The 18,393-nt window shown below is 37.2% G+C and carries 12 protein-coding genes, 2 tRNA genes and 5 pseudogenes; 11 read left to right on the forward strand and 8 right to left on the reverse strand.

From position 1 onward, the window contains the following. Nucleotides 1-92: 92 nt before the first annotated feature. Entirely contained in the window at nucleotides 93-536 is a 444-nt protein-coding gene (locus tag NMD99_RS07030) for a PAS domain-containing protein (RefSeq protein WP_253309455.1), read from the reverse strand. Nucleotides 537-710: 174 nt separating this feature from the next. On the opposite strand from NMD99_RS07030, the pseudogene alaS reads away from it, so the two are divergent. Continuing rightward, a pseudogene (gene alaS / locus NMD99_RS07035) lies at nucleotides 711-3,319 on the forward strand (alanine--tRNA ligase). An 89-nt stretch (nucleotides 3,320-3,408) separates the two neighbouring features. Here alaS and NMD99_RS07040 read toward each other — a convergent pair. The 3 genes from NMD99_RS07040 to gatA all read right to left on the reverse strand — a co-directional run bounded on the left by NMD99_RS07040 (nucleotide 3,409) and on the right by gatA (nucleotide 6,004). Beyond that, nucleotides 3,409-3,597 carry a hypothetical protein gene (locus NMD99_RS07040; RefSeq protein ID WP_309166027.1) on the reverse strand — a complete coding sequence of 63 codons (189 nt, stop codon included), beginning with the start codon at nucleotides 3,595-3,597 and terminating at the stop codon, nucleotides 3,409-3,411. Between the two features lie 121 nt (nucleotides 3,598-3,718). Continuing rightward, nucleotides 3,719-3,910 carry a hypothetical protein gene (locus NMD99_RS07045; RefSeq protein ID WP_309166029.1) on the reverse strand — a complete coding sequence of 64 codons (192 nt, stop codon included), beginning with the start codon at nucleotides 3,908-3,910 and terminating at the stop codon, nucleotides 3,719-3,721. A 624-nt stretch (nucleotides 3,911-4,534) separates the two neighbouring features. After that, nucleotides 4,535-6,004 carry an Asp-tRNA(Asn)/Glu-tRNA(Gln) amidotransferase subunit GatA gene (gene gatA, locus NMD99_RS07050; RefSeq protein ID WP_264688431.1) on the reverse strand — a complete coding sequence of 490 codons (1,470 nt, stop codon included), beginning with the start codon at nucleotides 6,002-6,004 and terminating at the stop codon, nucleotides 4,535-4,537. 98 nt (nucleotides 6,005-6,102) lie between these two features. On the opposite strand from gatA, the pseudogene NMD99_RS07055 reads away from it, so the two are divergent. From NMD99_RS07055 to gpmI, 4 genes and pseudogenes are all read left to right on the forward strand, one after another. Then, nucleotides 6,103-6,214, forward strand: a pseudogene (locus NMD99_RS07055) (IS5/IS1182 family transposase); the annotation flags it as partial. A 35-nt stretch (nucleotides 6,215-6,249) separates the two neighbouring features. After that, complete coding sequence (locus NMD99_RS07060; protein ID WP_253309452.1) at nucleotides 6,250-6,441, forward strand: hypothetical protein; 192 nt, start codon at nucleotides 6,250-6,252, stop codon at nucleotides 6,439-6,441. Between the two features lie 19 nt (nucleotides 6,442-6,460). Then, a tRNA-Asn gene (locus NMD99_RS07065) sits at nucleotides 6,461-6,532 on the forward strand. A 33-nt stretch (nucleotides 6,533-6,565) separates the two neighbouring features. After that, on the forward strand, nucleotides 6,566-8,140 hold the full coding sequence (gpmI, locus tag NMD99_RS07070) for a 2,3-bisphosphoglycerate-independent phosphoglycerate mutase (protein WP_264688433.1): 1,575 nt from the start codon (nucleotides 6,566-6,568) through the stop codon (nucleotides 8,138-8,140). 31 nt (nucleotides 8,141-8,171) lie between these two features. Here the strand turns inward: gpmI and fabD are convergent. Next, a pseudogene (gene fabD, locus NMD99_RS07075) lies at nucleotides 8,172-9,151 on the reverse strand (ACP S-malonyltransferase). A gap of 128 nt (nucleotides 9,152-9,279) precedes the next feature. On the opposite strand from fabD, the gene rpmE reads away from it, so the two are divergent. The 3 genes from rpmE to NMD99_RS07090 all read left to right on the forward strand — a co-directional run bounded on the left by rpmE (nucleotide 9,280) and on the right by NMD99_RS07090 (nucleotide 12,040). Then, nucleotides 9,280-9,492, forward strand: coding sequence for a 50S ribosomal protein L31 (gene rpmE, locus NMD99_RS07080; protein ID WP_253309449.1), 213 nt, complete (start codon nucleotides 9,280-9,282; stop codon nucleotides 9,490-9,492). Nucleotides 9,493-9,519: 27 nt separating this feature from the next. Beyond that, on the forward strand, nucleotides 9,520-10,314 hold the full coding sequence (locus NMD99_RS07085) for an NAD kinase (RefSeq protein ID WP_264688435.1): 795 nt from the start codon (nucleotides 9,520-9,522) through the stop codon (nucleotides 10,312-10,314). Between the two features lie 91 nt (nucleotides 10,315-10,405). Further along, nucleotides 10,406-12,040: a hypothetical protein gene (locus NMD99_RS07090; RefSeq protein WP_309166032.1), complete on the forward strand. Its 1,635-nt coding sequence runs from the start codon at nucleotides 10,406-10,408 to the stop codon at nucleotides 12,038-12,040. 858 nt (nucleotides 12,041-12,898) lie between these two features. Here the strand turns inward: NMD99_RS07090 and NMD99_RS07095 are convergent. The 3 genes and pseudogenes from NMD99_RS07095 to mnmE all read right to left on the reverse strand — a co-directional run bounded on the left by NMD99_RS07095 (nucleotide 12,899) and on the right by mnmE (nucleotide 15,545). Beyond that, nucleotides 12,899-13,914: pseudogene (locus NMD99_RS07095) on the reverse strand (NAD(P)/FAD-dependent oxidoreductase). A 168-nt stretch (nucleotides 13,915-14,082) separates the two neighbouring features. Then, nucleotides 14,083-14,170: transfer RNA gene (locus tag NMD99_RS07100), tRNA-Ser, on the reverse strand. 47 nt (nucleotides 14,171-14,217) lie between these two features. Beyond that, nucleotides 14,218-15,545 (reverse strand): annotated as a pseudogene (mnmE, locus tag NMD99_RS07105) (tRNA uridine-5-carboxymethylaminomethyl(34) synthesis GTPase MnmE). 213 nt (nucleotides 15,546-15,758) lie between these two features. Between mnmE and nuoI the strand changes: the two are divergent. The 3 genes from nuoI to thrS all read left to right on the forward strand — a co-directional run bounded on the left by nuoI (nucleotide 15,759) and on the right by thrS (nucleotide 18,393). Beyond that, a complete protein-coding gene (gene nuoI, locus NMD99_RS07110; protein WP_038199316.1) occupies nucleotides 15,759-16,241 on the forward strand; it encodes an NADH-quinone oxidoreductase subunit NuoI in 483 nt (160 codons plus the stop codon). Nucleotides 16,242-16,318: 77 nt separating this feature from the next. Continuing rightward, nucleotides 16,319-16,495: a hypothetical protein gene (locus tag NMD99_RS07115; protein WP_309166037.1), complete on the forward strand. Its 177-nt coding sequence runs from the start codon at nucleotides 16,319-16,321 to the stop codon at nucleotides 16,493-16,495. Further along, nucleotides 16,492-18,393, forward strand: a complete 1,902-nt coding sequence (gene thrS / locus NMD99_RS07120; RefSeq protein ID WP_253309443.1) for a threonine--tRNA ligase — start codon at nucleotides 16,492-16,494, stop codon at nucleotides 18,391-18,393. Before NMD99_RS07115 ends, thrS begins: the two co-directional genes overlap by 4 nt.

The raw sequence follows: 18,393 nt of genomic DNA on the forward strand, positions 1-18,393 counted from the left end.
AATAAATTTACAAACACTACTATTGAGTTCTTTAATAGTAATTAAGCATTAGTATAAATAATTTTATTAAAGAATCAAATTAAAATTGTATATTAAAGGAGTTTAAAAGTAATTACGCCCAATATGTGTGTTATACCTTCTTTATTCCCAAGTGGCAACAATACTTGCCTCATTTTAACACTTTCACTTTCTTCCTCTTCATTGATTGGGCATTTACTCTCTATTACAGCATCAAGTTTATCAATAACTGCATCTATTTTATATAGTCGCAAAAATGGTGCATCAATTGCATACTTATTATCAATGCGCGTCTTTTTCTCAAAACCATAGAATTCAACAGCCTTTTCTCCTGCATTTTCACAAATATAACCTTGATCCTTGACTTCAATGATAAAACAATGCTGCCATGACTCCATTATTTCTGCAGTGTCTATTTCGTGCCTTTCTGGCCAATCTCTGTCTGGTCCTTTTATGTCACTCCAGTGCTCAGTTACCACATTTGCTATTCTTTTTTCTTTGCCTACATAAATTTCCATTCCAATTTCCACATATAAAACACAGATATGAGGTAAATTTATCGTGAATATATTGATTTTTCCTTACCACAAGGTGCATATCACTAGAAGTTCTGAGATCTAGAGAGTGGTGGTATTGTAATTGATTTTATTTCCATTGCAGCTTATTATTCATGAATAATCTCAATAAAAATAATGAAGTTAAGTGAAATCAGAGAAAGATTTATAAAATTTTTTATAAGTAATGGCCACGAACAGGTTTCTTCTTCTCCTTTGATTCCAGAACATGACCCAACACTCATGTTTACAAATGCTGGTATGGTGCAGTTTAAAAATATTTTTACTGGTGCTCAAAAAACTGAAATGAAACGTGCTGTCTCAAGTCAAAAGTGCCTAAGAGCAGGCGGTAAACACAACGATCTTGAAAATGTTGGCTATACAACTCGGCATCACACATTTTTTGAAATGCTCGGAAATTTTAGCTTTGGTGATTACTTTAAGGAAACTGCGATAGAATTTGCGTGGAAATTTATCACTAAGGAGTTATCTCTTGATAAAAACAGACTATCCATAACCGTCTACCATACTGATGATGAGGCGTACGAGATTTGGCGTAAGATAAGTGGCTTTTCAAGTGATAAAATCATAAGAATTGCAACGGACGATAACTTTTGGAGTATGGGAAGCACTGGTCCATGCGGTCCATGTTCTGAAATTTTTTATGATCATGGGAGTCCTAATTTACAAGACGACGATAGAATTGTTGAAATCTGGAATCTGGTATTCATGGAGTTTAACAAAGATGAAGAAGGTAATTTACACAAATTGCCAAAAAAATGCATCGATACTGGAATGGGTCTTGAGAGAATAGCTACTGTAATGCAAAATGTCCATGATAACTATGATATTGATCTATTTTCTGCTCTGATCAATAAATCTCAAGAGTACTGTGGAAGAACGGAAAATAAAATAGCGCATAAGATCGTAGCAGATCATCTTCGCGCGGCTGCATTTCTCATCGCAGAAGGAGTGCTTCCTGGAAATGAGGGCAGGAATTACGTATTACGCAGATTAATTAGGAGAGCCGCGCGTTATATCCACTTGCTTGGATATAATGATTCTCTACTCCATCGCATTTTTCCGGCGCTGATAGATAGCACGAGTTCGGCTTATATGGGAGATGTTTATCCTGAATTAGTCAGAGCCAAAAGCTTAATAGAAACGACGTTAAAATCAGAGGAAGAAAACTTTAAAGACACTTTGATGAAAGGTATCAATCTTCTGGAGAAATTCACTACAGATTTAAAATCGGGCGATACTTTACCTGGAGAATCAGCATTTAAGCTATATGACACCTATGGGTTTCCTTTGGATATTACACTTGATGTTTTAAAAGAGAAAAAAATAAATTTTGACCAGAAGGGTTTTGATAATGCAATGGGAGAACAAAAAGAGAGAGCACGTGCTAAATGGGCTGGATCTGGTGAAAAATCTGTTGAGCAAGTATGGTTTGATTTGATCAATAAATTTGGCAAAACAAAATTTGTTGGTTATGAGTTCAATGAAGTAAGTGATGCGAAAATACTAGCTATAGTTTCCTCTAAAAATGAAGTAATTGATTCTGCAAAGGAGGGAGAAAAGATAATCATTATACTTGATAAAACACCTTTTTATGGCGAGTCAGGTGGACAGGTGGGGATACTGGCAGTCTGATCAAACCTGGTAGAAGTATTATTATAGTCGAGAATACCCATAAGGTTAATGACCTATGTTTGCACAGATGCATAGTTAAATTCGGCTCAATTTGTAAAGGTGATGTAGTTACAGCAAGCATCGACAAGGAAAGAAGGCAAACCTTAAGAAGAAATCATTCGGCTACGCATCTTCTGCACTTTGCATTGAGGAAAATCTTGGGTGATCATGTCACTCAAAAAGGTTCCCTAGTTGCACCAGATAGACTGAGATTCGACTTCAGCCATAACACTCAAGTGACTCAAGATCAGTTATTCTGGGTAGAGGATATGGTAAACTCTCTAATCAGAGAAAATCTTTCTGCATCTACAAAAATTCAAAGCATGAATCAGGCAATAGACGAAGGAGCCATGGCGTTGTTTGGTGAAAAATATGGTGATCAGGTTAGAGTTGTAAATATTGGAGATTCGAAAGAGCTATGTGGTGGCACGCACGTTGAACATACTGGAGAAATCGGTTTATTTAAGATAGTAACAGAAAGTTCTGTTGCTTTTGGAGTGAGGAGAATTGAAGCTTTAACTGGTCAGGAAGCAATCAATTATGTACGTGATAATGAAATTAACTTAAAAAAAGTTGCAGAATTCGTAAAAGTGCCAGTAAGTGAAATAACAAGCAGATTAAGTGTTTTAAGTCAAGAACACAAAAAATCCGAAACCAAAATAAGAAACCTATATAAAAAGCTTGTGAGTGCAGAGAATATAAAAAGCACTGAAATAAATGGAATAAATTTTATAAGCCACACTTTCACTGATATTCCAGCAAATGTGATAAGAGAGTTTGTTTTGCAGCAACAAAAACCAAAAACGGTAATAGCTTTCACGGCAACAGAAAAAGATAAAACAGTCTTGATTATTAAAGTAAGTAAAGACTTAATCAATAAGATTAGCGCAAAAGAACTAATATCAATAGCAGTTGAAAAGAACTGTGGTGGGAATGCTGAACTTGCACAAACAGGCTGTGATAGCAATAAAATAGATGATGCCATTACAGCCATTTATAGCAAAATAACCGCTTCTAAGCACTCTACATCATACCGCCGCGGTATCTCTTAGCCGCTAACAAGTAGCAACTGTTCTCCCTCGTCATACCGTAACGGTATCTCTAGATCCCGCTAACAAGCAGCGGGATGACGAGGTTATCGTCACATGCCGCCGCGAACCGTCATACTGCCGCAGATCGTCATACCGCGATTCATTCGCGGTATCTCATCCGCTAACACGTAGCGGGATGACAGCAGTCCTACGTCATGCCGCCGCGAACCGTCATACTGCCGCAGATCGTCATACCGCGATTCATTCGCGGTATCTCTTAGCATAGATCCCGCTAACAAGCAGCGGGATGACAGCAGTCCTACGTCATGCCGCCGCGAACCGTCATACTGCCGCAGATCGTCATACCGCGATTCATTCGCGGTATCTCATCCGCTAACACGTAGTGGGATGACAGCAGTCCTACGTCATGCCACCGCGAACCGTCATACCGCCACAGATCGTCATACCGCGATTCATTCGCGGTATCTCATCCGCTAACACGTAGCGGGATGACAGCAGTCCTACGTCATGCCGCCGCGAACCGTCATACTGCCGCAGATCGTCATACCGCGATTCATTCGCGGTATCTCTTAGCATAGATCCCGCTAACAAGCAGCGGGATGACGGTTGTCATGGTGTCATGAAAGTAGCTGACACTGGTTTCTATCCAAGAGGGTGTCATCCGAGTAGCTTGACTACTTGGATCCAGAAAACTTAACTTTAAATAAGTGGCTGCATAATAAAGACTAGATTCCAGCGTCACGTGCACAACTGTACGAACGTTGTGATTTTGGCCCATCAGGAGGGTGTCATCCCAGTGCTTGACACTGGGATCCAGGAATTTTAATTGTAAGTAAGCATACTGAGTTGATAAGTATAAAAGTAGCTAGAAAATAAACATTTTTGATGAGATTATATGGAAAACTGGATTCCAGTGTCAAGCACTGGAATGACAAGAAGAGGGTACTTGGATAAGAGGCATTGCACTTCTGGTAGGCCCAAATCACAATGTTCGTACAGTTATGCGTTATGCGCTGGAATGACAACGTAAGGTGAATTTTTCAACATCCCAAAATTACAGAATTTAGTCTGTTTAATTAAGTGTGAACTGTTACACGAAAATTTTGTAAACAGATTAATATGCCCTGTTTTTGCTATTCATCTAAAAATGGAGCCATAGAGTACGTTGATGAGCATAAGCAAATTTTAATGCAAAAATTACTATCAGAAAATAGATTACGCAAGAGGTCTAATTATTCTGCCGCAATTTTGCTCTATCAAACTTGCCACATTTAATATTCCAGCTTCGTCATAATAATTTCCAATCACTTGCAAGGCAAGTGGTAAACCCTCATTGGAAAGCCCAACAGGAACAGAAATAGCAGGCAATCCTGCAAGACTTGCTGGCACGGTAAACACATCATTGATGCACATAATTAGCGGATCTGGCTTTTCATTTAAGCCAAAAGCTTCTGTTGGAGCAGATGGCACAAGTATGTAATCTATTTTTTCAAACGCTTTTATAAAATCATTTCTGATTAATGCTCTAATGCACTGCGCTTTTTCGTAATATTCATTATAATGACCTGAAGAAAGCGCATAAGCGCCAATTAAAATTCTTCTTTTCACCTCTTTACCAAAACCTTCTGCTCTTGTTAGTGAATACATTTCTTCAAGGGTATCAGCATCAACCCTTAATCCATAACGCACACCATCGTAACGAGCAAGATTGGATGAAGTTTCAGCAGAACAGATTAAATAATAGACCGGTATTGCATATTTAGTATGTGGCAGAGTAATGTCAACAACTTCAGCGCCATTTTCTTTTAAATAGGAAGCAACTCTTTCCCAATTATGAACTATTTCCTCTGAAATTCCATCCATCCTATATTCTTTTGGTATACCAATACACTTACCCTTGACATCACCATTTATAAAGCTAGAAAATTTAGGCACTGGCTTTTCGCTCGATATTGAATCTTTTTTATCATAGCCACAAATTGCTTCCAGCATTAATGCTGAATCAGAGACAGAACGAGTAATGACTCCTGCTTGATCCAGAGAACTCGCAAATGCAATCATACCAAAACGCGAGCATCTTCCATAAGTTGGCTTTATTCCAACTACTCCACAATAAGCTGCTGGTTGGCGTACAGATCCACCGGTGTCGCTTCCTAACGCTCCAGCGCATAAAAATCCAGCAACCGATGCTGCAGATCCACCAGATGATCCACCAGGAACAACTTTTTCCCCATCACTTTTTCTAATCCACACATTTTCAACAGGGCCAAAATAGCTGTTTGTGTTCGCAGAACCCATAGCAAATTCATCCATATTAAGCTTACCGAGCATGGCTGCTCCACTTTTTAAAAGCAAGTCAGACACCGTAGATTCGTAAGTCGGAACGAAATTTTCCAGCATTTTTGAGCATGCTGTTGTTTTTATTCCTTTTGTACAGAATAGATCTTTGATGCCAACTGGTATACCCATGAGCGGCGAGATTAAATCATCCTTTTGCCTAGAGAAATGTTCATCTGCAGCTTTAGCAGCTTTCATTGCTATCTCTGGGGTTTTTGTTATAAATGCATTTAATTTCTCATTTTCAACCGCACTGATGTGCGCCTCCACGAGTTCAACAGCGGAAAAACTCCTTTTTTTGAGCCCGTCATGCATTTGTGTAATACTTAACTTTTTTAGTTCATTCATCAATATTTAATTTTTAGCAAGACGTTAATTATAACATGGCACGATAAAAAATCCATACATTTATAGTTACAGCTAGAAATATAGCTAAGAACCTGTACATAATTGATGCTCAGAGTGTAAAGAACGCAGATACTGCTGAAGAAAAAGGCTATGACGCTGGTAAAAAAATCTCAGGGCCATATCGCAGTTGATACTCAAGACATGCAATTTATGTAGCAACTGCAGGAACAACTAGTGCTGTGAGAATGGTCAACAATGCAAAAGAAAACCTTTCTGGAGTTAAAAATATACTGGTTGATGCGGGCTATACAGGAGAGAATTTTGCAACTCAAATAAAAGATATTATTGGTGCAACTGTTGAAGTAATAAAGCGAAGTGAATTTGAACAGGCTCTTACAAAGTATACAAAAAACGTTTACAATCAACGTTCAACGTGATAAATTAAAGACGGTTTATTCCTCGGTAGCTCAGTGGTAGAGCAGTTGGCTGTTAACCAATTGGTCGCTGGTTCGAATCCGGCCCGGGGAGCTCTTCTCTGTGAAATTCTAGTGTTAATCTTATATGGGCATTAAATCAGTTGTCTTATGTATACTAGATGGCTGGGGAAATGGAGTAGAAAGCAGTAAATATAATGCTATTAGCAACGCAAATCCACCCTGTTGGCAATATATTAGCTCTAATTATCCAAAATGCAGTTTGTCCGCCTGTGGAACTGATGTTGGGTTACCTGGTGGTCAAATAGGTAATTCAGAAGTTGGCCATATGAATATTGGCAGTGGTAGAGTAGTAATGCAAAGCCTTCAGCGCATTAATCAAGAAATTGGAACAATAGAAAACAATGCAAATCTACAAAGCTTTATTAGTAATCTAAAAAGTAAGAACGGAGTATGCCATCTGGTGGGATTAGTGTCAGATGGCGGTGTTCATTCGCATCAAAAGCATATTTCGACTTTAGCAAATAAAATATCACAGCATGGAATCAAAGTGGTGATACATGCATTTTTAGATGGCAGAGACACATTACCAAATTCAGGAAAAAAATGCATTCAAGAATTTATAAAGAGTATAAAGGGAAATGACATAAGAATTGCTACTGTTTCTGGGCGTTACTATGCTATGGACCGTGATAACAGGTGGGAGAGAACAATTGAAGCTTATGAGGCTATCGCATTTGCAAAGGCACCTCGTCATGATAATGCAGTATCGTTGATTGATGAAAATTATCAAAATAACATAACTGATGAGTTTGTCAGGCCCGCAGTAATAGGTGACTATCAAGGTATAAAACCAGAAGATGGAGTGCTGTTGGCTAACTTTCGTGCTGATCGAATGATACAATTAGCAAGTATTTTACTAAACCAATCAGGTGTCATTCCAGCGCGTGACGCTGGAATCTATGGTCAAACTACTCGTACGACAGAAGGTCGTAAACGAAAACCATTTTCTTCAATTCTAAGTATGATGAAGTATAAAGAAGATCTTAAAATTCCTTATATTTTTCCTCCTATATCTTTTGCTAACACTTTAGGACAAACAATAGAAGACAATAAATTGCAACAATTACGCATCGCCGAAACCGAAAAATACGCTCATGTGACTTTCTTTTTCAATTGTGGAAAAGAAGAACCTTTCTCTGGTGAAGAAAGAATACTCATTCCCTCACCAAAAGTTCAAACTTATGATTTGCAGCCCGAAATGTCAGCCTTTGAGCTCACAGAAAAGCTTGTAGAAAAAATTCACTCCCAAGAATTCGCACTGATAGTTGTAAATTACGCTAATCCTGATATGGTAGGGCATACAGGTAATATAAAAGCAGCCGAGAAAGCTGTGCTAGCTGTAGATGATTGTCTTGCGAAAGTGCTGAGTGCTGTTAAAAAGTCAAGCAACACTGCATTAATTGTTACTGCAGACCATGGTAATGTGGAATGTATGTTCGATGAAGAAAATAATACACCTCATACAGCGCACACTCTAAATAAAGTGCCATTTATTGTGTCTTGCGATAATCTAAAACTAAGAGACGGAAGATTATCTGATATCGCTCCCACTATTTTACAGCTACTTGGAATTAAGAAACCGGATGAAATGACAGGCAGTTCGTTGATTTCTTGCATTACCCTCTGTCATTCCAGCTAGGCAGCGTCATGCGCTGGCAAATAGATGTGTTTTAACTTAACCCAACTTTTAAATTTTTCGCTGTTAGTACTAATGATTCATTAAAGAAGCTGTCTATATCACCAATATTACCTATACTTTTTGTACTGATAGATTGGTCAATCCTTTTGACTAAATTAGATAAAACTTTATTAGGGCCAATTTCAACAAATTTGTTAATGCCACGGCTTGCCATATACAAAACCATTTCTCTCCATTTCACTCTGCTTATGACTTGTTTAGCAAGTAAAGCTTTTATAACTTTGGGATCACTCTCCTCTTTAGCTGTAACATTTGATATCAAAGGAACTATAGGACGGGTTATTTTAATACCCTCCAAAAATTCCAAAACTTTTTCATCAGCAGGTTTCATAAGAGATGAGTGAAAAGGTCCACTAACCTGTAACTTAACTAATCTCTTGATGTTCAAGTTCTTGAGCAAATCGGGTAATATTTCAAGACCCTCTCTAGTACCACTTATAACCACTTGTCCGCCACCGTTATCGTTTGCAATTTCACAAATTCCGTCAATTTGAACTGATTTCAATATATCTTCCACTTCATTTATCTCTGCTCCAAGCAACGCAACCATTCCCCCTTCACATTTCAAAGAAGCTTCATGCATTGCTTCGCTGCGAACTTTCAGCAGCTTGATTGCAGACTCAAGAGTCAATGCCCCTGCAGCACATAGCGCTGTATATTCACCGACTGAATGTCCACAAACATATTTAATTCCATAATTAGAAAAAGAGATTCACCAAACACATGCTCGATAACGCGTAGCGTCGCGATTGACACTGCCATTATAGCTGGCTGAGCGTTTTCTGTAATGGTTAATTCTTCAATAGGACCGTTGAAGATTAAATGAGACAGCTTTCTACCCAATATGCTATCCACTTCATTAAATACTTGTCTTGCAACGGAAAACTCACTATATAAGCTCTTTCCCATTCCTACAAACTGAGAGCCCTGACCAGGGAAAGCAAAAATCATGATAACTATTATTTATTCCTTATTAAGTATAACATTTTATTTATTTTTTGTCAATATTTTAGAATAATGATTGACTTAGTGAATTAAGTTCACTAGAATATTAACTGACTAAAAGTTTATAAGCAACAATGGCAGAAATTGATTATCATAAGGTTACTATAGTCATGACAGATGGTCAAGAGTTTGAAACTCGTTCCACTTATGGAAAGGAAGGTGATAAGATAAAACTTGATAGGGATCCTCTCACTCACCCTGCATGGACTGGAAGTTTGACAAGCGGGTCAGCAAGTAAAACTAGCAAATTAGCTAAGTTTAACGATAAATATGGGGATATTTTCTAGTTTTTCGCTTCTTTTTCAGAGTGAAGCATGCATAAATACAAAAATATAGGCTATATCGCTTCTGAGTCACCAAAATCGCAGGAAGTATCTAAACTATTAAAGAAACTTAATTTTATCAATATAACAGAAGAAAATAAGTCCGAAATCGATCTATTGATAGTTGTTGGCGGTGATGGCTTTATGCTACGCACCTTGCATAATTACGTTATAGAAAACAAAAACACACACGTATACGGAGTAAACACTGGCAATGTTGGGTTTTTGATGAATAAATGCTTTAGCCGCAGTGAAGATTTAATTGATCATATAGAGCACGCAACTTCAACTCAGTTAACTTTACTAAAAATGGAAGCAACAGACACAAGTGGCAAGAAATACCACTATATAGCGGTAAACGAAGTATATGTTTTTAGGAAAGCAAACCAAATAGTAGAGATGAATATTACTATTAATGATAAACTAAAAGTAGAAAAATTTAGAGGGGATGGAGTAATATTATCTACTCCCACAGGCAGCACTGCATATAACTTCTCTGCCGGTGGCCCAATCTTGCCACTAAATTCAAACTTACTTGCACTGACCTCCATCAATAGCTATTACCCAAGGCATTGGAATGGAGCACTAATCTCAAATGATACGATCGTACAAATTGACATTAACGACACAAAAAATCGTCCAGCGCTTGTAGTATCAGATTACAAAGAGTTTCATAATATATCACAGATAAAAATACAAAAAGACCATGAGAACACAATCACTCTGCTTTTTGACAAAGACGACTCACTCAATGAAAGAATCTTTGATAGGCAATTTCTATACTAAATTTTTCATAATTATCCGTAAACTGGTATTTACTACATCTTAATAACTATAGCGTAATCAACACAACATAGTAATTAATTTTGGAGTAAATATGGGACCAGTAACGAATCTACCATCGTCTGAAGAGAATGCACTATTAATATTTGACTTTGATCAAACAATTACAAATAAGTCTATGTGCAATTTCTTTACATCCAAGGGATATGATGATTATGATTCTGGCAAAGAAAAAGCAGTAATTAAAGAAAAAATAGAAGAATTTTTACAAAAGGAAGGCTCGGGAATCAAAAATAAAGAAAAGCTAAGGTCTGTATTAGATTCTGCACTTTCAAGCGGAGTAGAAGTTGCTATTGTATCGTCTGCAAAATACATAAAAGCAGTAGAGTATGTAGTGAAAAATCATTTAGGCTTAACAGAAGAGCAGGCACAAGGTATTAAAGTAGTTGGAGGAACGACTAAGCGTCAAGATCCACTAAATTCAGCAGAAGTAGCTAAAAGAATGAATGAGCCTCAAGATCCACAAATTGGAAAACATCTATGTGTTTTATCTCTTTTAAAAGCATATAAGAAAGACAAAGGTATGTTACCGCAAAAAGTCATGTTAGTTGATGGTAATCAGCGGGGCATTAATCCTGCTGATGACTTTTATAAAAGCATCAAGGAAGGATTATTAGAAAAAGATATGAAGGGTCTCTTAGAAAATATAGATCAAGAAATAGCGGAAGTTGATGTCAGGGAAGAGGAAATAAACAATATTGCATTTAAAGGGATTAATGTATCTAGTGAGCCAACAACAGGAACAGACGGAGCAGCGGATGATGGTTATTTAGGCAAAGTAGAAAAATGGATTGGAGAACCTATACCGAATCCTCAGGATATTAAAAGTCCAGGTACGTTTCCAACTCCTCCACCATCGTATAAAAGCAAAGATGACTCTGAAGAGTCTTTGTCACTAAATTCTGATATAGGTAGTACAACAAATAAAAAAACAAACAGATCCTGGCCAAGAGCAAAATATGCCATGCAGCAGAAGGGCTTTATAATTTTTGGTGCAAGTGCTATTATACTTGGCACATCTGCAGCTTTATTATACTTACAAGATAAAGCAAAATTTATTGCATTTTTTACAAACAGCCCAAAATATATCACTATACCAGTTATCGCACTTGCTGCGTTGCTTGCAATTAGTCCAATACTTTTTGCAATAAGGCAATTTAGAGATACTGCAGAGCATAAAACTCAAGAAAAAAATGCGGATGGAATTTTAGATGAGGTGTTAAAGCATCAGCCAGAAAATAAAGCTATAAAATCTGTAAGATTAGAGTATAACAACAACACTCATTCAAATTTTATATTTAATGCTTGGGAATCTAAAAACGACTTCATTAACATTGATGAAAAAGTAATTAGTAGAACTAATAAAATAGAATCAGTAATTAACAATAGGCCACTATTTACTGCATTACTGACCGGTGTAGTTGCTGCAAATATAGCACTTCCTTTATTGCTGTACGCGGAAGGCGGTGTTAATAACGTACAAAAATTTTACCAAAACCCTTTGACTAATAACATAGGGTTATCATTGCTTATAGGCTCAGGTGTACTTGCATTATTAGTTGTATGTTTTGGCGTGCATTATTATAACAAAACAAATTGCACTAACCTTATTATTCTCAGGAAAAGATTAACACTGAAAGCGTTAACAAGAAATTCATTGAAGAAATAAAACAAGAAAGAACAGAGGTTCTTGGAGAAAACCACAGTAAAGATGCTAAACGCAGCAGCTTAACGCTTGAGCAAGTTGTAGTCCAATCTCATAATTGTAAGGATGTTGTTTATAGTGTCGGTTAATAAAATGCATGATATAGCTAGTGCAACCCTACGTCATACCGCCGCAGAATAATTAACCGTCATACCGCCGCGGTATCTCAGCCGCTAACAAGAGATCCCGCTAACAAGCAGCGGGATGACGAATATACCGCCGCGGTATCTCTTAGCCGCTAACAAGTAGCGGGATACTTAACCATCATCTACACCGTCATACCGCGATTCATTCGCGGTATCTCGCTAACACGTAGCGGGATGACAGCAGTCCTACATCATATCGTCACGGTATCTCTGGCCGCTAACAAGCAGCGGGATGACGGTTGTCGTTTAGCTACAAACGTTAAGAAATTTACTAAACGAAAAAAAAGGCAAAAGAAGCCCTAGTCATTGTCTATTTTCAGTATTGGCGTTTTTTAAGCCTTAAACACTGCAATTTAGCTGCTTTTAAATGCAACTAACCTTAGTTTAAATGTTTAAGAAATTTACTAAGCAGAAAAAAAGGCAAAAGAAACCCCGTGGTAATTAGTGTTCACTCCCTAATCCTGCAAATTGGCGTACTATACTGTCTTAAACGACTTATAAGCGCGTTTCAGCTTATATAGGTAAAAACCTAGAAATATTGTGAAGACATAAGGTGCACATAGTGCAAAAAATTAAAAATAAGACGCCAACTACGTTGTTTTCTTGCTGTTTAATCTGCACAGATGAAGATAACTGAATACCTTCAGTTTCATGATAAGGGGGCTGGCGAAGGGTGTCAAGTAAGTTTTTCTTTTCCGTGAATTCCCTTTGAAGTCGAGTATTGAAAATTGACTGGAGAGTTGTGGATTACTTTGTATATGTCATAACAAGCCATGGCACTCTCGGCAAAACCACTTAGTATCAACTTGAGTTTGCCTGGATAAGTAGCTATATCTCCGATTGCATATATTCTATCTCTACTGGTTCTAAGTGTAGCTGGGTCGACAATTATGCGGCCATGTTCTAACTCTATACCCCAACTGTTTATTGGACCAAGATTCATTGACAATCCAAAAAATGGCAGCAAAGAATCAGCGGATATTTCTTTTTCTTCCTTAGAGGCAATGTTTTTTACTATCACTGCGCTCAACTGCCCATTACCTCCTGCTAGTTCGTGTAATTGATATGGCACTACCAGTTCTATCTTTCCATCATTTTCAAGTGATTCTAATTTATTTCTAGTTTCAGGAGTGCAGCGAAATTCCTTTCTTCTATGTATCACATAAATTTTCTTTGCAACTTTAGAAAGTTCTACAGTCCAATCAGCTGCAGAATCACCCCCCCTGCAATGACTATAGTTTTGTCCTGAAAATCAGAAATTTTATTTACACTGTAAAATACAGATTGATTTTCATATTCTAATATACCACTTAAGGGTGGACGGTTAGGTTCAAACATTCCGTTACCTGCAGCAACAATAACAGCCTTACATTTTACCTCTGTACCTGTGTTAGTTATGATAGTAAAGCTTTGATCACAGTTATTCGAAATCTTTTCCACTTTTTGACTTAAATGGTAAACAGGCTCAAATGGTGAAGCTTGCTCCATTAATTGCTCAATTAATTTTTGGGCAGTAATTACAGGATAACCAGGTATATCATATATTGGCTTTTCTGGGTAAAGAGCTGTGCATTGTCCTCCTGCTTGATCCAAAACATCTATTATATGACATCTCATATCAAGCATTCCCGCTTGAAAAGCAGTGAATATTCCAATAGGCCCTGCACCTATTATTACTATATCGGTTTTCATATTCAGATGGTAATCTATTTATAGATATTAGCTTTCTTCGCTAATAAGGTCAATTTACAAAGGGATGTATTTTTAAAAGATGTGGCTAGATTAGATAAGATTTCCAGCGTTATGAACCACATAGTCCAAATAAGCTCTAAAAATCAGCTAACATCGCGGGATGCTGTGCGGACGGAATGGGATTCGAACCCATGGTACGCTCATCACGTACGTCAGTTTTCAAGACTGGTGCCTTAAACCGCTCGGCCATCCGTCCATTTCTTTTCTATCACAACATTTGATTTTAAGCAATCTATAAAAGCTTTACTTGCCCACGCAAAAGTTGCTAAACACACTACTCAATATTTCCTCAACATTAATAATTCCAATCACCGCACCAAGTTCAAATGCAGCAAGCCTCAAATCTTCAGATATCAACTCAATTGGATTATCGATATTAAAACGTTGTAAATGTTCCAGTGCTTTCTGCATGTGACTCCTATGTCTTTGCCGAGTAATCACAGGAGTGTCTCTATCATGCCCAAATTTTTCCTCTGCCTTCTTTTTTATGAGAGAGATCAACTTGTTTGTACCTATTCCCTTTAAAATAGAAATAGGTAGAAAATCTACATCGCCAATCAGTATATTTCTGTCATTAATTGCATCGTCAGCTTTGCTCAATACATAAATAGTATCGCTATTTACAACGTTGCAATTGATATTATAACGTTGTTCAAAAGGAAATAGTTCTATTCTTAGATCAGCTTCAAAAGACCTCTTTTTGCTCGACTTATGCCTTCTGATTCTATCGGGTCTGAACTCTCACGAATTCCAGCAGTATCAGAGAGAATGATTGGGTATCCGCCAATGTCAATATGAGCTTCAAGCACGTCTCTTGTTGTGCCTGCATATTCAGAAACAATAGCAATATCACGCTTGGCTAAGAAATTAAATAGAGTTGATTTACCGACATTTGGTTCACCAGTTATTACAATATGTAAACCCTCACGCAACCTTTCGCCCCGTCTATTATCATTTAAATGCTCTTGTATCAACTGCACGAGAGATTGCACTTCATTATTAATTTTTTTCAATTCACTTTTTTCTGCCCAAATGTCCTCTGGAAAGTCTATATATGCTTCGATTTTGGATTGTATCGTTATTAATCTTTGCCTCCAATTGCTGTATAGTCTCTCCAATTCTCCCGATATCTGCTTAATCGCTTGTTTAGCTTGCATTTTCGTCTCAGCATCAATTAAGTCTGCAATCCCTTCTATTTGCGTTAAGTCAAATTTACTATTTAGAAAAGCCCTAAGTGAGAATTCTCCAGGCTTGGCCATAACGAAAATTTTTGATAATTCCTCCAAGATGATTTTTATGACTGCCTTGCTTCCATGCACTTGTAACTCTATAACGTTCTCGCCAGTGAAACTGTTTGGAGCAGGGAAATAGATGATTATTCCATTATCTATCAATTGATTGGAATCATCATATAGATCAACTAAAGTAGCAAATCTTGGTTTAATTTCTTTCTTAATATGAAAATGATTTAAAGCTTTAAGCGCGTAGTTGCCTGAAATTCTGATTACTGCAACTCCTGACTTACCCAATACGGTCGATAAAGCGAAAATAGTTTCATTTGTGTTTGTCATTATTTATATAAACTACTTAGCAATATTACACTTAAGAAACCAAAATACCTAATTTGAAAATATTCAAAATTTTTATCTATCTTGCTAGTTTATAGTAATATCATATTAATAAATACATTATATAAAAAACTGCAAAGGTCACTCAGGTGAAAATATTTATTTTGAAAACTGATAATATGATTTATAATTATCAACATAGGTTTTAAATATTTTATGCTCAAGAAATTAGCTTGGTATTGGTCTTTTGTAGAGTTAATTAAAGGGTTTGTTATTACATTAAAATATATGTTTAAGCCAAAGGTTACTTTGAGGTATCCTATGGAGAAGGGCCCTTTAAGTCCAAGGTTTCGTGGTGAGCATGCGTTGCGTAGGTATCCAAACGGTGAAGAACGATGCATAGCTTGTAAATTATGCGAAGTTATCTGCCCTGCTCAAGCAATAGTTATTGAAGCAGAGGAAAGAGAAGACGGTAGTCGTCGCACCACGCGCTATGATATTGATATGACAAAATGCATATACTGCGGACTTTGCCAAGAGGCATGTCCAGTTGATGCAATTGTGGAGGGTCCTAACTTTGAATTTGCTACTGAAACAAGAGAGGAGCTAATGTACAATAAAGAAAAGTTATTGCGTAATGGTGAAGTTTGGGAAGACGCAATTGCACTCAGGTTAAAAAAGAATAGACCGTACTACTGATGTTAAAAATTTATAGCTTTCAAATCATTCCTCTGTTACCCAGGTGCTGTTTTTCTGTCATTTCAGTGTTCCTTTTTTTGTCATCCCAGTGCGTGACACTGGGATCCAGGTATAAAAATATTTGTAAATTGTGCAATGGACAACAGATTTTAGGAGCATACGTTAAACTAATTTCCATTATAAAAATAAGATGGATCCCAGTGTCACGCACTGGGATGACAAAGAGAGGGTTAGACAAAAGGGTCGATAAATGATTAAAATTACTTTTCCAGCTGAAAAAAGAATAGAAGAATATGACGATAAAGTCACTGGCTTTGATATATTACAACTGGATGCTTTGAAAGAAGCAGTTGCATTGAAAGTAAACGGTGAGTTGTATGATCTCTCACGTGAAATTGAATCTGATACAGAGATAGAGGTGATACAACTGAGTGACGAAGTGGGTTTGGACATAATAAGGCACGATGCTGCTCATATAATGGCGCAGGCAGTGAAAGAGCTATTTCCTAATACTCAGATTACTATTGGCCCAACAATTCAGGACGGTTTTTACTATGATTTTGCTACAGATCGTACCTTCACTACGGATGATCTTGCTGCAATAGAAAAGAAAATGAAAGAGATTGTAAAAAGTAATCACAGATTTGTTCGAGAGGTTTGGACTCGCAAGCAGGCAGTTGATTTCTTTAGTGGTATAGGCGAAAAATATAAGGTTGAAATTATATCCTCTATACCAGAGAGTGAAAACCTAACTGTTTATAGACAAGGCGATTTTGTTGACTTATGCCGCGGTCCACATTCTCCTTCAACTGGCAGAGTCAAAGCGTTTAAGCTTATGAAAGTTGCAGGAGCATACTGGCGTGGTGATTCTAAGGGTCCAATGTTACAGCGAATATATGGCACCGCATGGAGAAATAAGGATGAATTAAACGCTTACCTTGAGTGTCTCAAAGAAGCAGAAAAACGTGATCACCGCAAAATTGCTAAGGATATGGATTTATTTCACATCCAAGAGGAAGCTGTCGGGCAGGTTTTTTGGCATGAACAAGGATATACTCTATATAATGTTCTTGAGTCTTATATAAGAAAGAAATTGATAAATAATGGCTATTTTGAAGTAAAAACTCCTATTTTGGTAAGTAAAGAACTGTGGGAAAAGTCGGGACATTGGGATAAATTTCGTGAAAATATGTTCATTGTTGATGAATCTGAAAGCAAAAAGCTAGCAATAAAACCTATGAATTGTCCTTGTCATGTGCAGATTTTTAATTCTCACACGAGAAGCTATCGTGATCTACCAATACGTATGGCAGAGTTTGGTACATGCCATAGAAATGAAAGCTCAGGCTCATTGCACGGACTGATGCGAGTGCGTGGTTTTACGCAAGACGATGCACACATTTTTTGTATGGAAGAACAAGTAAATTCTGAAACTGTAAAGTTTTGTGACCTTTTAAAAGAAGTATATTCAGAGCTTGGATTCAATGAAATTTCTGTGAAGTTTTCAGACCGTCCAGATATTAGAGCCGGTAATGATGAAGTGTGGGATAGAGCTGAAAAAGCGCTGCTTGAAGCCGTTAAAGAAGCGGGCTTGAGTTATGAACTGAGCCCTGGTGAAGGTGCATTTTATGGTCCAAAGTTAGAGTTCGTTTTGAAAGACGCAATAGGCAGAAATTGGCAATGTGGAACATTACAAGTTGATTTCATTTTACCAGAACGTCTGGGAGCTTTTTATATAGGGGCAGATGGGCACAAGCATCACCCTGTCATGTTACATAGGGCAATTCTTGGGACTTTTGAGCGTTTTATCGGAATTTTGATAGAAAATTATGCAGGAAAATTTCCAGTTTGGCTTGCTCCAACGCAACTTGCTATTCTGACCATTACAAATGAAGCTGACGGTTACGCCACAGAAATTAGCAATATTTTAAAAGAACAAGGTGTGAGAGTCAAGACTGATTTGACCAATGAAAAAATTAGTTATAAGATACGTTTGCATAGTTCAAACAAGGTTCCTATATTATGGATTATAGGCAAAAATGAAGTTACAAGTAAAACTGTGTCAGTGAGAAATTTAGGATCAGAAAGACAGGAGTCTTTTTCTTTGGAAAAGGCTACTGAATCGCTGTTAAAAAGTGTTAATTTGAATTAA

This window comes from Wolbachia endosymbiont of Listronotus oregonensis, from assembly GCF_031205055.1.
In the GTDB taxonomy this organism is placed as follows: domain Bacteria; phylum Pseudomonadota; class Alphaproteobacteria; order Rickettsiales; family Anaplasmataceae; genus Wolbachia.

What these genes read in the sequence shown, in the direction of transcription:
- nuoI (WP_038199316.1), top strand. Translation starts at nt 15,759, where the DNA reads ATGCTCAAGAAATTAGCTTGGTATTGGTCTTTTGTAGAGTTAATTAAA.
- NMD99_RS07060 (WP_253309452.1), top strand. Translation starts at nt 6,250, where the DNA reads ATGGTCAACAATGCAAAAGAAAACCTTTCTGGAGTTAAAAATATACTG.
- NMD99_RS07030 (WP_253309455.1), bottom strand. Translation starts at nt 536, where the DNA reads ATGGAAATTTATGTAGGCAAAGAAAAAAGAATAGCAAATGTGGTAACT.
- NMD99_RS07085 (WP_264688435.1), top strand. Translation starts at nt 9,520, where the DNA reads ATGCATAAATACAAAAATATAGGCTATATCGCTTCTGAGTCACCAAAA.
- rpmE (WP_253309449.1), top strand. Translation starts at nt 9,280, where the DNA reads ATGGCAGAAATTGATTATCATAAGGTTACTATAGTCATGACAGATGGT.
- NMD99_RS07090 (WP_309166032.1), top strand. Translation starts at nt 10,406, where the DNA reads ATGGGACCAGTAACGAATCTACCATCGTCTGAAGAGAATGCACTATTA.
- gpmI (WP_264688433.1), top strand. Translation starts at nt 6,566, where the DNA reads ATGGGCATTAAATCAGTTGTCTTATGTATACTAGATGGCTGGGGAAAT.
- thrS (WP_253309443.1), top strand. Translation starts at nt 16,492, where the DNA reads ATGATTAAAATTACTTTTCCAGCTGAAAAAAGAATAGAAGAATATGAC.
- gatA (WP_264688431.1), bottom strand. Translation starts at nt 6,004, where the DNA reads ATGAATGAACTAAAAAAGTTAAGTATTACACAAATGCATGACGGGCTC.